Annotated in this window: 12 protein-coding genes; 8 read left to right on the forward strand and 4 right to left on the reverse strand. The window is 69.9% G+C overall.

Annotation, left to right across the window (positions count from 1 at the left end; translation table 11 throughout):
- On the forward strand, positions 1 to 891 hold the full coding sequence (locus OH802_RS03410; protein WP_406025112.1) for an amidohydrolase: 891 nt from the start codon (positions 1 to 3) through the stop codon (positions 889 to 891).
- Entirely contained in the window at positions 888 to 1,421 is a 534-nt protein-coding gene (locus tag OH802_RS03415) for a cysteine dioxygenase (RefSeq protein WP_406025114.1), read from the forward strand. Before OH802_RS03410 ends, OH802_RS03415 begins: the two co-directional genes overlap by 4 nt.
- Here the strand turns inward: OH802_RS03415 and OH802_RS03420 are convergent.
- Entirely contained in the window at positions 1,388 to 2,836 is a 1,449-nt protein-coding gene (locus OH802_RS03420) for an aromatic amino acid lyase (RefSeq protein ID WP_406025116.1), read from the reverse strand. The genes OH802_RS03415 and OH802_RS03420 overlap by 34 nt on opposite strands.
- 151 nt (positions 2,837 to 2,987) lie before the next feature.
- Between OH802_RS03420 and OH802_RS03425 the strand changes: the two genes are divergently transcribed.
- The 4 genes from OH802_RS03425 to OH802_RS03440 are packed head-to-tail and all read left to right on the forward strand — an operon-like array spanning position 2,988 to position 6,373.
- Positions 2,988 to 4,049 carry an ABC transporter ATP-binding protein gene (locus OH802_RS03425; RefSeq protein WP_406029227.1) on the forward strand — a complete coding sequence of 354 codons (1,062 nt, stop codon included), beginning with the start codon at positions 2,988 to 2,990 and terminating at the stop codon, positions 4,047 to 4,049.
- Complete coding sequence (locus OH802_RS03430; RefSeq protein ID WP_406025118.1) at positions 4,046 to 4,702, forward strand: ABC transporter permease; 657 nt, start codon at positions 4,046 to 4,048, stop codon at positions 4,700 to 4,702. Before OH802_RS03425 ends, OH802_RS03430 begins: the two co-directional genes overlap by 4 nt.
- Positions 4,699 to 5,418, forward strand: coding sequence for an ABC transporter permease (locus OH802_RS03435; protein WP_406025120.1), 720 nt, complete (start codon positions 4,699 to 4,701; stop codon positions 5,416 to 5,418). Before OH802_RS03430 ends, OH802_RS03435 begins: the two co-directional genes overlap by 4 nt.
- A gap of 28 nt (positions 5,419 to 5,446) precedes the next feature.
- Positions 5,447 to 6,373, forward strand: coding sequence for an ABC transporter substrate-binding protein (locus OH802_RS03440; RefSeq protein WP_406025122.1), 927 nt, complete (start codon positions 5,447 to 5,449; stop codon positions 6,371 to 6,373).
- On the opposite strand, the gene OH802_RS03445 is transcribed toward OH802_RS03440, so the two are convergent.
- Entirely contained in the window at positions 6,366 to 6,941 is a 576-nt protein-coding gene (locus OH802_RS03445; protein WP_406025124.1) for a TetR/AcrR family transcriptional regulator, read from the reverse strand. The two genes, OH802_RS03440 and OH802_RS03445, sit on opposite strands and share 8 nt — an antisense overlap.
- Before the next feature lie 154 nt (positions 6,942 to 7,095).
- Between OH802_RS03445 and OH802_RS03450 the strand changes: the two genes are divergently transcribed.
- Complete coding sequence (locus OH802_RS03450; RefSeq protein WP_406025126.1) at positions 7,096 to 7,668, forward strand: hypothetical protein; 573 nt, start codon at positions 7,096 to 7,098, stop codon at positions 7,666 to 7,668.
- Position 7,669: 1 nt separating this feature from the next.
- Positions 7,670 to 9,124 (forward strand): dihydrolipoyl dehydrogenase family protein, encoded by a 1,455-nt coding sequence (locus tag OH802_RS03455; RefSeq protein ID WP_406025128.1) that lies wholly within the window; start codon positions 7,670 to 7,672, stop codon positions 9,122 to 9,124.
- Here OH802_RS03455 and poxB read toward each other — a convergent pair.
- Positions 9,121 to 10,845 carry a ubiquinone-dependent pyruvate dehydrogenase gene (gene poxB / locus OH802_RS03460; protein WP_406025130.1) on the reverse strand — a complete coding sequence of 575 codons (1,725 nt, stop codon included), beginning with the start codon at positions 10,843 to 10,845 and terminating at the stop codon, positions 9,121 to 9,123. The genes OH802_RS03455 and poxB overlap by 4 nt on opposite strands.
- Positions 10,846 to 10,941: 96 nt before the next feature.
- Positions 10,942 to 13,233 (reverse strand): choice-of-anchor J domain-containing protein, encoded by a 2,292-nt coding sequence (locus OH802_RS03465; protein WP_406025132.1) that lies wholly within the window; start codon positions 13,231 to 13,233, stop codon positions 10,942 to 10,944.
- Between the last annotated feature and the right edge of the window lie 235 nt (positions 13,234 to 13,468).

Raw genomic sequence — 13,468 nt, forward strand, 5'->3', positions numbered from 1 at the left:
ATGAAGCGCCAGGTCGACGTCCACCAGCACCTGTGGCCGCCAGGGCTGGTCGAGGAGCTGCGCCGCCGGCGGCAGCCTCCGTACCTCGATGGCTGGCTGCTCCACCTCGGCGGAGAGCCGCCCTACTCCGTCGACCCGGGAGATCACGACCTCAGCCGCCGCGCGGCACAGGAGGAGGGCCTCGTCCTGCTGTCGCTCTCCAGCCCGCTGGGCATCGAGTCGCTCGCCCCGCCCGAGGCGCAGGGACTGCTCGACGCCTGGCACGGCTTCGCCGACGACCTGCCCGCCGACTACGGGCTGTGGGCCGCGCCGGCCCTCGTCGAACCGGACCTCGACGGCCTCGCGAAGGTCCTGGCGCACGACCGCGTCCACGGCCTCCAGGTCCCGGCGACGGCGCTGTCGACCCCCTCCGCGCTCGAGACCCTGGCTCCGGTCCTCGCCACGGCTCAGCAGGCCGACCTGCCCGTCCTCGTCCACCCAGGCCCCGCGACGGACCTCGCGACAGACCAACCCAACTGGTGGCCCGCGCTCACCTCGTACGTCGCCCAGCAGAGCGCCGCATGGCACTCCTGGCACGTCGCGGGACGTTCGCTGCTGCCGACCCTGCGGATCGCGTTCGTAGGGCTGGCCGGACTCGCGCCGCTCCACCACGAACGCCTCGCACAACGCGGCGGAGAGCTCGGCGCGATCGACCGGCACGTCTACTACGAGACCTCGTCCTACGGCACCCAGGCGATCGACGCGATGTCGCGCGTGGTCGGCGTGGACCCGCTGGTGAACGGCTCGGACCGGCCCTACGCCGAGCCGACCGATCCCGGCTTGGGCGAGGCCCTCAGCCGGGCGATCTTCGTCGCCAACCCGCACCACCTGCTCACCGGAGGAGACCGATGACCATCACCGAACCGACCATGGACACCGTTCTTGGGGTCGCGGAACTGCCCGAGCTGCCGGGACGTACGCTCACTCCCGGCGAGCTGCGCGCCTGGGTCGACGAGCTCGCAGCGCACCCCGAGCGGTGGGAGCACCTGGTGCGCCATGACACCGGCGGGCGCCACTACGTCTCGCTCTACCGGGACAAGGACATCGACGTCTGGCTGCTGTGCTGGAACACCGTCGACGACACCGGCTGGCACGACCACGACATCTCCTCGGGCGCGGTCGCGGTGACCCGCGGATCGGTCTTCGAGCAGCAGCCGAGGTTCGGCGGCGATCCCGTGCAACGGGAGGTCGGCGCGGGTCGCAGCTTCGGCTTCGGGCCCGACCACATCCATCGGATGAGCGGTGCGGTCGACGGCGCGGTCTCGATCCACGCCTACTCGCCACCACTGTGGCGGATGGGGCAGTACGCGATCAGCGACGACGGCGTGATGCGCCGCGTCTCGGTCTCCTACGCCGACGAGCTGCGCCCGCTGGAGGACTGAACCACCTCCGCCGCGGCGGACAGCTCCGGGCCGAACACATGGTCCGGAGCGACGTGCTCCCAGGAACAACGCTCGAGCAGCTCGGTCGCCGGCACCGCGAGGACGCGGTCCGGCGCGAGCCGCAGCGCCCGCACGGCCGCGACGAGCTCGCAGGCCAGCAACGACGGGACCAGGTCCCCGAGATCTGCACAGAGCCGGGCCGACCAGGTCGAGTGGCTGGCGTGCTCCTCCAGGCCGAGCGAGACGACCGTACGTCCGGCCGTGACCGGCGAGCTCAGCGTGCTCGCCCGGGCGAGCAGGTCGGCGGCGACGTACTCGGTCACCATCAGTCCCGAGGACCCGGGCGGTCCATCGGCGAGGAAAGCTGGCAGGCCGGTCTGACGCGGATCGAGGAGGGCAGAGAGGCGTGCGTGCGAGAGCGCGAGGACCGGCGGCAGCGCCGCCCGGAGCGCGTCCAACGCGCCGGCCAACCGCTGGGTCATGAACTGACCGTGATGCAGGACCTCGCCAGGCTCGGAGGGGACCAGCGGGTTCTCGGCCGCCGCTCCGATCTCGCTCATCAGCACCTGCTCTGCCATGGCGGCCGCCGCCTCCGCCGCCCCCTGGACCTGGGGCAGCGCTCGCAGCCCGAACGGATCCTGCAACCGCGCCGAGCCGCGCTCGGCGCCGTCGAGCAGAGTCCGCATCCGAACCGCCACCGCGGACGCGAACGGGTCGTCCTTCGCGGCATGCACCCGCCCGTCGTACGCCGCCACCGACCCACGCAGCGCCAGATGGGAGAGTGCGGCGACCTGCTCGGCCGAGCGCAGCAGGTCCGCGAGACGCACCATGGCCAAGGACGCGACCGCGACCGTCGCGGCGTTGCTGCTCAGGAAGGTCAGGCCATCGGTGTAGGTCGGCTCGACCACCGCGGCCGAACCCGAGCGCCACGGCAGCTCGCCGGCGAGGGTGAGCCCGAGCTGGGCGAGCACCGTCAGATCACCGGTGCCGAGACCACCGTGGTCACGCAACGTCGGCACCGCCCCGACCTCCAGGGCGCGGGCGAGCCCCGCGGCCAGGTCGGGCGTCACTCCGGCGCCGCCGCGGAGCAGCTGGTGGAGGCGTACGAGCATCGTGGCCCTGGCCTCCTCGTCGCTCAGCGCCGTGCCGGTCCCGGCCGCGTGACTGCGCCACAGCCGAAGGCTCGGTGTGCCGCGGGGGTCGAGGCTGACCGCACGCAGCGCTCCGACCCCTGTGGTCACGCCGTAGACCTCGCCGGCGTCGACGGCTGACGTCAGCCGGCCGTGCGCCGCGCCGAGTCGTTCGAGATCGTCCGCGGTGAGGCGTACGTCGACGTTGCTCCCACCCAGGGCGAAGGCAGCGACATCTCGGGCATCGAGTCCCGGTTGACCGACAGGGCGGGACGAATGTGGCACATTTCAAGCATCGAGTACCGAGGCCCGGACAGCAAACCAGACTTTTCCTATCGGTTTAGTATCTTCTTCTGTTCCTTCCCCTGATCTGGCAGGCTGAGGATCTTGTGCAACGGCGTCCGCAGGTGAAGAACAACAGACAGGAACGGTGGCTGTGATCGAGTTCGAGGGCGTGACCAAACGCTATCCGGACGGCACCGTCGCCGTGGAAGACCTCTCCTTGACGGTCGAAACCGGGCAGATCACCGTGTTCGTCGGGCCGTCCGGATGTGGCAAGACGACCGCGCTGCGGATGATCAACCGGATGATCGAGCCGAGCTCCGGCCGGATCCTGATCGACGGTGACGACGTCACCAGCCGCCCGGAGGCACAGCTGCGGCGCGAGATCGGCTACGTGATCCAGGGCGCCGGCCTCTTCCCGCACCGCACGGTCCTCGACAACGTCGCGACCGTCCCGATCCTGCAGGGCGTCTCCCGCCGGGAGGCCCGCACGAGCGCCCTCGACCTGCTCGAGCGCGTCGGGCTCGCCGCCAACCTCGGCGAGCGCTACCCGGCCCAGCTCTCGGGCGGCCAGCAGCAGCGCGTCGGAGTCGCCCGGGCGCTCGCGGCCGACCCGCCCGTGCTGCTCATGGATGAGCCGTTCTCTGCCGTCGACCCGGTCGTACGCGACGACCTCCAGCAGGAGCTTCTCCGGCTCCAGGGCGAGCTCGGCAAGACGATCGTCCTGGTCACCCACGACATCGACGAGGCGATCCGCCTCGGCGACAAGGTCGCCGTCTTCGCCCAAGGCGCCCGCCTGGCCCAGTTCGCCCCGCCCGCCGACCTCCTCGCCGCCCCGGCCGACGACTTCGTCGCCTCGCTCGTCGGCCGCGACCGAGGATTCCGTGGCCTCGGGTTCGCCGACGGGAGCTCGGTCTCGCTCAAGCCCATCGACCACAGCGTCGACGGCCTCACCCTCGAGGTCGACCGCGACGGGCGACCGCTCGGCTGGCGCGGTTCCGACGGGCTCCTCCCGACCGAGGGCACCTTCAGCGACGGCGCCAATCTGCGTACGGTCACCGACCTGGTCATCCTCTCGCCCGCCGGTGCTGCGATCCGGGTCGACGCCGAGGGTCGCGCCGACGGGCTGGTCTTGCTCGAGGACCTGGCCGGGAGCGTACGTTCGCAACAGCGGGAGCGCCTGGCGGCCTTGGCCTCCGCGGAGGAGGCCGGGTGAACGAGATCTGGCGCTATCTCGTCACCAACGGCGACGACGTCCTCACCGCGCTCGTCCAGCACATCTGGCTCGCTCTGCTGCCGGTGGCGATCGCCTTCATCCTCGCCCTGCCGCTGGGCGCCCTGGTCCATCGCTACGTCCCGGCACGCCACATCGCGCTCACCGCCGGCAGCGTGATCTATACCGTCCCGTCGCTGGCGCTGCTCCTGCTGCTCCCGGGCCTCCTCGGCACCAGCGTCCTCGACCCGATCAACGTGGTCATCGCGCTCACCCTCTACTCGCTCGCCCTGCTCATCCGCACGACCGCCGACGGCCTCGACGCGGTCGACACCACCGTCCTGCAGGCCGCCACCGCGATGGGCTATCGGCCCGTACGCCGCTGGTTCACGGTCCAGCTGCCGCTGGCGATGCCGGTGATCCTGACCGGTCTGCGGGTCGCGACCGTGGCCAACGTGAGCATGGTCAGCATCGCGGCCCTGATCGGCATCGGGGGCCTCGGGCAGCTCTTCACCCGAGGGTTCCAGCTCGGCTTCTACCTGCCGCCGATCATCATCGGGCTGGTCCTCTCGGTCACTCTCGCGGTCATCGCCGACGTCCTCATCGTCGCCCTCCAGCGCGGGCTCACCCCGTGGGCGAGAGCGGGTGCGCGATGAGTCTCGACTACCTGCTCGACGCCGCCAACTGGTCGCTGACCAGCCCCGACGGCTTCCCCCAGCGCATCCTCGAGCACCTCGGCTACACCATCCTCGCCTTGGCGATTGCGGCCGTGATCGCGTTCCCGATCGGTCTGCTGATCGGCCACACCGGCCGTGGCGCGCTGATCGCCATCAACCTCGGCAACGCCGGCCGCGCGCTGCCGACCCTCGGCGTGCTCATGCTCGCGCTCGGCCTGGTCGGGATCGGTCTGGTCCCGGTCACGATCGCCCTCGTCGTGCTCGCCATCCCGCCCATCCTCGCCACGACGTACGCCGGCATCCAGTCCGTCGCCGACGAGACCGTCGACGCGGCGCGAGGGGTCGGCATGACCGAGGCCCAGATCGCCTGGCGCGTCGAGGTCCCGATCGCGCTGCCGATCATCATCGGCGGCCTGCGCAACGCGTCGCTCCAGGTGGTCTCGACCGCGACCATCGCGGCGTACGTCGGTCTCGGCGGCCTCGGCCGCTATCTCTTCGACGGCCTGGCGACGCTCCAGTACGACCAGGTGGTCGCCGGCGCGATCGTGATCGCCGTGCTCGCGGTCGTGATCGACCTGGCGCTCGCGGGTGCGCAGCGACTCCTCGTCTCGCCCGGCGTCGACGGCCGCGAGGCCGGCAACCGTCCGACCACCCTCCGCGCCGCCGGCCAACCCGCTGGCACACCCGCCGGCTGACCAATCCAGCAACCCGAGAGGTATCTCAATGTCCCGCCGAATCCGCACCACCGCGTACCTGTTCGCGACGCTCGCCGTGGCAGGCACCCTGACCGCCTGCGGCGGTGACCCGCTCGACTCCGGATCGGACTCCGACTCGGGCGGCGGCACGATCGTCGTCGGCTCGGCCAACTTCCCCGAGAGCGAGCTGCTCATGGAGATGTACGCCCAGGCTCTCGAGGCCGAGGGCGTCAAGGTCGAGACCAAGCCCAACATCGGGTCCCGCGAGGTCTACATGGAGGCCTTCAAGAGCGGCGACATCGACCTGCTGCCGGAGTACAACGGCGCCCTGCTGGCGTACCTGAAGCCGGACGGTGTCCCGGAGAACGTCTCCGCGCCCGAGGACGTCTACGAGGCGCTCCAGGACGTACTGCCGAAGGGCAGCGAGACCCTGCCGCAGTCGGAGGCCGAGGACAAGGACACCCTCACCGTCTCCAAGGAGACGGCCGACAAGTACTCCCTGAAGAGCATCGAGGACCTGGCTCCGGTCGCGAAGGACCTCTCGCTCGGCGGTGCCCCGGAGTTCAAGGAGCGCCACCAGGGCCTGGTCGGTCTCGAGGAGGTCTACGGGGTCACGTTCAAGGAGTTCAAGCCGCTCGACGCCGGCGGCCCGCTGACGACCGGTGCGCTCGCGAAGGGCGACATCGACGTCGCCAACGTCTTCTCCACCGACTCGGCGATCCCCACCAACGGCTGGGTCGTCCTGGAGGACCCGGAGAACCTCTTCCTCTCCCAGAACGTCGTCCCGCTGATCCGCTCCGAGGCGCTCAGCAGCGACGCCGAGACCGCGCTCAACGCGGTCTCCGAGGCGCTGACCACCGCCAACCTCACCGAGGCACTCGCCAAGGTCCAGGTCGACAAGGCCGACCCGGCCACCGTCGCCAAGGAGTTCCTCGCCGACAACGGCGTCAGCTGAGCGCTGAGCCCAGGCCGCTCCGGTAGGTCAGAAGTCCCTCGAGCCCTCGTAGGAACGTCTCACCGACCGGGGCGGGATCGGTCAGACAGCCGGCCGCCATCGCACCGTCTCGCAACATGACGAAGTGGCGGCCGGCAAACTCCGAATCAGGCTTCCCTGTCGCCGCGAAGAGATCGGTCATCGTGGACAGGAACCACTGCCGGTGCTTCAGCACCGCCTGATGGACCACGTGCGCCCGGTCCGGGTATTCGGCCGCGGCGTTGAGGAACGCGCAACCGCGGAACCCCTCGCCCTGGATGTCCGCGGCGATCGACCGGCCGACGGCCCGGATGAGGTCGTCGGGGTCCTCGACCTCCGCCCGCGCGGCATCCACGCGCGCCCGGATCGCCTCGTCGGCCTGCGTCAGGTACGCCACGACGAGCTCGTCCTTGCTCCGGAAGTGCCGATAGAGCGTCGCCCGCGTGACCTGCGCCTCGGCGATCACGCGATCCACCCCGACCGAGTGCAGACCCTCGGTGTAGAAGAGCCGACTCGCCGTGCTGAGCAGTCGATCCCGGGCCTCAGACATCCGCCATCCCTCTCGTTCTCACGGTCTAGGTCTCGCGGGCTCGACGGTAGCAGACAGAACGATCGGTCTTGCATTTGTCGAATGGCTGGTGCAGACTCTCGATCCAGGTAGAACGATCGTTCTGTCTCCCAGTTTGATCCGAGAAAGGGATCCGATGTCCACCTCCGTCGAGACCGGCCATTCCGGCACACTGATCGCCCCGCCCCGCGCACTGCCGAAGCTCTACTTCTTCCGCTTCGGGTTCGCGATCGTCTGGGCCGTCCTGGTCGCACTCACCGCGACCACGCTCAACGCCGCGAGCATCGCGCTGCTGGTCATCTACCCGCTGTTCGACGTGGTGGCCGCCGTGGTCGACCACCGCACCTCGGGTGCCAACGGCCCGCGCGTCCTGCTCTACGTCAACATGGCGCTCAGCCTGCTCACCGCTGTCGGCGTCGCCGTCACCGCCATCTCCGGGATCCCGGACATCCTGCGGGTGTGGGGTGCCTGGGCGATCACCGCCGGCCTGGTCCAGCTGTTCGTCGCGGTACGCCGCTACCGACTCGGTGGCCAGTGGGCGATGATCCTCAGCGGCGGGATCTCGACCTTCGCCGGAACGGGCTTCATCCTGATGGCCGCCGGCCCGAAGCCGTCAGTCACCGGCCTCGCGGGCTACGCGACGCTGGGCGGCATCTTCTTCCTCATTTCTGCCCTCCGACTGCGCCAGCGCGCAGGTAAGGTCAACTGACATGACGAGCACCAGCCAAGACCTGACCGTCGACGTCATCATCATCGGCGGCGGTCCGACCGGCGAGAACGTCGCCGACCGCGTCGTCCAGGGCGGCCTGACCGCAGCGCTCGTCGAGCGTGAGCTCGTCGGCGGGGAGTGCTCCTACTGGGCGTGCATGCCGACGAAGGCCCTGCTTCGGGACGCGGCAGCCCTGCGCTCCGCCCGCGCGCTTCCGGCCGCCGGCCAGGCGGTCACGGGCACGCTCGATGCCGCCGCCGTGTTCGCCCGGCGTGACGAGTTCACATCCCACTGGAAGGACACCGGCCAGGTCGAGTGGCTGACCGGGGCCGGGATCACCCTGGTCCGCGGGCACGGGCGCATCACCGGCACCCGCTCGGTCACGGTCACTGCCGACGACGGCACGACCACAGACCTTCAGGCACGCCACGCCGTAGTGGTCTCCACCGGCAGCTCCTCCCTCATCCCGCCGATCCCGGGCCTCGAGGAGGTCGGGCCCTGGACCAACCGCGAGGCCGCCGGCGCCCAGTCCGTTCCCGATCGCCTGGCGATCATCGGCGGCGGGGTGGTCGGTGCCGAGATGGCGACCGCCTACAGCGCCCTCGGGTCGCAGGTGACGCTGATCTCCCGCACCCGACTCCTGCCGGGAGTCGAGAAGTTCGCGGGTGAGCAGGTTGCCGAGGCGCTCCGGACGTACGGGGTCACGCTTCACCTGGACGCCGGCGCGACCGAGGCTCGGCGTGATGATGGCGGCGAGGTGCGGGTGACCCTCTCCGACGGCACCGAGGTGACCGCGGACGAGGTCCTCGTCGCCACCGGACGAGTGCCGAACACCAAGGACCTCGGGCTCGAGCACGTCGGTCTCGAGCCGGGCAGCTGGCTGAAGGTCGACGACGCCCTGGGCGTGGTCGACGACAACGGGCAGCTCGAGGAAGGCTGGCTCTACGCCGCGGGCGACGTCAACCATCGAGCGCTGCTGACCCACCACGGGAAGTACCAGGCTCGTGCGGTGGGCGATCTGATCGCCGCACGCGCTCGCGGCGAGGAGCCCGACCTGAACGCCTGGGGGCGCCACGCCGCCACCGCCGACGAGCGCGCCACCACCCAGGTGATCTTCACCGACCCCGAGGTCGTCGCCGTAGGACACTCCGCCGAGTCGGCCGAGGCGGCCGGCATCGAGGTCGGCGTCGTCGACTACGACCTCGGCTCGATCGCCGGAGCGTCGCTCCACGCGGACGGCTACCGCGGGCAGGCGCGGATGGTCATCGACGAGCAGCGGAAGATCCTGGTCGGCTTCACCGCGGTCGGCCCGGACATCTCCGAGCTCCTGCACGCGGCCACGATCGCAGTGGTCGGCGAGGTCCCGCTGGACCGCCTCTGGCACGCGGTTCCCGCCTACCCGACCATCAGCGAGATCTGGCTCCGCCTCCTCGAGACCGCGGGACGCGATCGCTAGAACAGCTGGCGGAGATTGGCCTTGCTGAGGTCGATCAGCTCGTCACCCCGCCCGGACATGACAGACCTGAGGGCGTAGAGGGTGAAGCCCTTGAGCTGCTCGGCGGTGATGTTGGGCGGGATGGAGAGCTCTTGGCGCTCGGTGACGACGTCGAGGAGCGCGGGACCGTCGTGAGCGAGCACGTCGGCGACCGCGTCCGGGAGATCCGCTGAGTGCTCGACGCGACGGGCGTAGATGCCCATCGCGTTGGCGACGTCGGCGAAGTTCGGGTTCACCAGATCTGTGCCGTAGGTGACGAAGCCCGCGGCCTTCATCTCGAGCTCGACGAAGTTCAACGAGGAGTTGTTGAACACCACGAGCTTGACCGGGAGCCGGTTCTGGATGAGGGTGACCAGCTCGCCGAGGAGCATGGTGAGGCCGCCGTCACCGGCGAGCGCGACGATCTGCCGGCCCGGGTGGGCGACCTGGGCGCCGACCGCCTGCGACAGCGCGTTGGCCATCGAACCGTGGGCGAAGGAGCCGATCAGCCGGCGGCGACCGTTCATGGTCAGATAGCGCGCCGCCCACACGACCGGCGACCCGACGTCGGGGATGAAGACGGCGTCGTCGGAGGCGGTCTGGTCGACCAGGCGAGCGAGGTACTGCGGGTGGATCGGCGCCTTCGATCGGGACGGAGTGGCCAGCTCGTCGAGCTTGGTCCGGGTGCGGCGGTAGTGGTCCAGGGAGTCGTCCAGGTGACGCCGATCATCGCTCCGCTCGAGCAGCGGCAGCAGCGCCGAGGCGGTGTCCTTGACCGTGCCGACCAACCCGAGCTCGATCGGGTGGCGACGGCCGAGCTGCTCGCCTCGTACGTCGACCTGGATGGTCTTGGCGTGCTTCGGGAAGAACTGCCGGTAGGGGAAGTCGGTGCCGAGCATCAGCAGCGTGTCGGCCCGCTCCATCGCGCGATAGCCGGAGGCGAAGCCCAGCAGGCCCGTCATCCCCACGTCATAGGGGTTGTCGTACTCCAGGAACTCCTTCCCGCGGAGCGCGTGCACCACGGGGGCGCCGAGTGTCTCGGCCAGGGCCACGACCTCGTCGTGCGCGCCGGCACAGCCGGCACCGGCGAGGATGGTGACCCGCTCGCCGACGTTCAGCAGGTCGGCCGCCCGCCTGATCGCGTCCTCGTCGGGGATGACCCGCGAGCGCGTCGGGCGGATCTCGACGGTCCGCTCGACCACGGACTCGGCCAACGCGACGTCACCGGGGATCACCAGCACCGCCACGCCCTGCTTCTCGACCGCCGTACGCATCGCGATCTCGAGCACGTGCGGCATCTGGCTCGGCTGGGCGACGTACTCGGTGTAGACCGAGCACTCCCGGAACAGCTCCTGCGGGTGCGTCTCCTGGAAGTAGCCGGTGCCGATCTCGGCGGTCGGGATGTGGGCGGCGATCGCGAGCACCGGCACCCGTGAGCGGTTGGCGTCGAAGAGCCCGTTGATCAGGTGGAGGTTGCCCGGTCCGCAGCTCCCGGCGACCACCGCGAGCTCACCCGTGGTGGCCGCGTCGGCCGCCGCCGCGAACGCGGCAGCCTCCTCGTGACGTACGTGGATCCAGCTGATGTCTCCGTTCTTGCGGAGCGCGTCGGTGAACCCGTTGAGGGAGTCACCCGGGATCCCGTAGACGCGGCGGACACCGCTGGCGGACAAGGTGGACACGATCTGTTCGGCGATGGTCGACATGCAGGCTCCTTCTCGGCGCGTACGTCATCCACCGTAGAACAGCGGCGGGCTGCGGCCGTCCATCGACAGCCGCAGCCCGCTCGTTGGGTTGTGGGATCAGCCGCCCGGCTGGGTGACCCCGTCGACCGTCAGGGTGTAGCGCGCCGGGTCGGACACGCTCTCCGTCGGATCGTCGAACATCACGACCGCCGCCACGGTCTCGGCGGTGTCACCGATCGCGGCGTCGAGCGCGGCACCACTGAGGGTGCCGTCGAACGACTCGTCCAGCGCGAGCGTGTGCACCCACGCGGGCGAGCCCGCCGGGCCGTACGCCACCAGCTGGACCGTCCAGCCCTCGACCGGGGTCGGGTTGACCTGCGACATCGACTGCCAGCCGTCCAGGGTGTCGCTGGGCAGCGCGGTGCCGCCGACGGCGATGTCACGCACCCAGAACCCGGACTCGTCGACCCCGGAGTCGGTGATGTAGCGGAACGCCACCAGGACGTTCTGCCCGCCGTACGCCGACAGGTCCGCACTCTGCGACCGCCAGCCTCCGGAGTCGCCGGAGAAGCCGGGCAGGTTGTCGACCACGGTCGGGATGGCACCCGGGTCGTGCTCGCTGGTCGTGTCGGCGGTGGCCAGGCTCTGCCAGGTCTCACCGCCGTCGGTGGAGACCTGGACGTAGCCGAAGTCCCAGCCGACCTCGGCGTCCCACAGGGCGTCGAAGGTCAGCGACGCGCCACCGGCGGGCACGTCGACAGCTCGCACGACCGACCGGTCGAGGTTCGGTCCGCAACCGGCGTAGAGGGCCGCGGCCCCGGTGCCGTCAGCCGGCGGCGAACCACAGCTGCTGTCGGCCGCCGTGGCGTCCGGCGGAGTGGCGTCGACCGTCCACTCGACCGGCTTGGGCTCCAACGACGACGCGCCATCGAAGTTGAGCGACTCGATCTCGCCCGCGGAGAGGTAGGCACCGGCACCATCGCGGAGGCGTACGTAGTCCGAGCCGTTCGGCGGTGCGCCGTTCTCGTTCCACGCCTCGGGGTTGTCCCAGTTGACCTTCGCGGACAGCGAGTCGGCCTGGAACGTCGCCGCGTCACCGCCGTTCAGGTTGCCGCCGTTGGCGTCCAGTGCCGCGTCGAGAGCCACCATGGCGGCCCAGTCGTGGATCGTCTGCTGGGCGGAGATCCCGGCACCGAACTGGTCCAGCACCACCTGGAGCCCCTCGAGACCGCCGGCATCCTCACGGTGCAGCGCACTGAGGAAGTCGGGGCCGTAGTGGCTGGCCAGATACTCCATGAAGGAGTAGACCGCGCCGTAGTCGCACAGCGTCTCCGGCCCACCCTGGTCGCCCCAGCCGGTCAGCGAGTTCTCCGAGCCACCGAACGCCGGATCGAGATAACCCATGAAGCACGCCAGGTGCGAGTCCGCGCCGGGATCGTCAGGTGGGGTGCTCGGGTCGACGTAGCCGACCAGGGTCTGGGCGTAGTCGGACAGGCCCTCGTTGACCCAGGAGACCTCGTCGGCGTCCTCGTAGTACTCCAGCAGGTGTTGGTACTCGTGCGCGAAGGTGCCCTCGTACAGCAGCGGTCGAGATGCTCCGACCAGCCGACCGGGAGCGCTGTTCAGCTCCTCGTTGCAGGCGACGTACGCCGGATCGGCGCTGTCGTCGGGCGGGTTGGTGCCGGTGCGGTGCAGCCAGTCGAAGACATCGATGCTCATCACGTTGCGGTCGAAGTACTCGTTGAAGACCGAGTAGAAGAAGCCCGCGATGTAGGTCTGCCCGTCAGGAGTGGCGGGCTCGTAGAAGTTGGCGTCCCGGACGTTGTCGACCAGCACCACGATGTTGTCGCCGTCGCCCTTGTACTCCGAGGAGGGCAGGTTGGGGATCAGCCCCGGCAGGGTCGCCTTCTTGCCGTTCCGGTCCGGCGGCACCGAGAACTCCTCCGACTCGATCGGGTAGATGGTGTTGTCGAACTCCGAGATGAAGTTCGAGACCTGGGCGTCGGTGACCTCGGTCAGGCCGAGGGCGTTGCGGCAGTCACCGGCAGGAAACGCCCGGTCATCGGCGACCCACACCTCGATGTTGTCGCCGACACCGCGCAGCGTGTAGTCCTTCAGATAGATGCTTCCCTGGGCGTCATCGAGACCCAGCCAGGTGCGGCTCTGACCGACCTTCGCGGGTCCCTTCGGCGGCTGTTTGCCGGCCAGGTCACCCCGCTTCCGCTCGATGCCGACCTTCTTGCCGTTGTTGTAGTCGGACCCGGTCTGCTTGAGCTCCTTGGCGGCCCGACCTCGATCATCGTCCGCCGGAGGTGCACTACCGGCGGGTGCGCCGGGCAGCGTCAGGCCGAGGACGAGCGCTCCTGCGGCTCCGATGGTGAGGAGTCGTGCTCTTTTCCAACCCCGCATGCGTGGTTCTCCCTCCACTCGTTCATGCCGCGCCCGAGCTCGCTGCGGGAATGTGGTCCAGTGTGATGTGCATCACGGACCATGTAGAAGTCAAGCACCGGCCGAACACGAAGGGAAGACCGACTTTCGGGACGTTTGCGTCGACTGGCGTCGACGGCCCTCCTCAGCGACCGACGGAGAGAAGGTCGGCGTACGGATCGCCGAGGCCGTCCGCCAGGATCTCCAGTCTTATGCC

This window comes from Nocardioides sp. NBC_00850, assembly GCF_045207335.1.
GTDB lineage: Bacteria > Actinomycetota > Actinomycetes > Propionibacteriales > Nocardioidaceae > Nocardioides.

What these genes read in the sequence shown, in the direction of transcription:
- poxB (WP_406025130.1), bottom strand. Translation starts at nt 10,845, where the DNA reads ATGTCGACCATCGCCGAACAGATCGTGTCCACCTTGTCCGCCAGCGGT.
- OH802_RS03410 (WP_406025112.1), top strand. Translation starts at nt 1, where the DNA reads ATGAAGCGCCAGGTCGACGTCCACCAGCACCTGTGGCCGCCAGGGCTG.
- OH802_RS03435 (WP_406025120.1), top strand. Translation starts at nt 4,699, where the DNA reads ATGAGTCTCGACTACCTGCTCGACGCCGCCAACTGGTCGCTGACCAGC.
- OH802_RS03465 (WP_406025132.1), bottom strand. Translation starts at nt 13,233, where the DNA reads ATGCGGGGTTGGAAAAGAGCACGACTCCTCACCATCGGAGCCGCAGGA.
- OH802_RS03415 (WP_406025114.1), top strand. Translation starts at nt 888, where the DNA reads ATGACCATCACCGAACCGACCATGGACACCGTTCTTGGGGTCGCGGAA.
- OH802_RS03450 (WP_406025126.1), top strand. Translation starts at nt 7,096, where the DNA reads ATGTCCACCTCCGTCGAGACCGGCCATTCCGGCACACTGATCGCCCCG.
- OH802_RS03445 (WP_406025124.1), bottom strand. Translation starts at nt 6,941, where the DNA reads ATGTCTGAGGCCCGGGATCGACTGCTCAGCACGGCGAGTCGGCTCTTC.
- OH802_RS03440 (WP_406025122.1), top strand. Translation starts at nt 5,447, where the DNA reads ATGTCCCGCCGAATCCGCACCACCGCGTACCTGTTCGCGACGCTCGCC.
- OH802_RS03455 (WP_406025128.1), top strand. Translation starts at nt 7,670, where the DNA reads ATGACGAGCACCAGCCAAGACCTGACCGTCGACGTCATCATCATCGGC.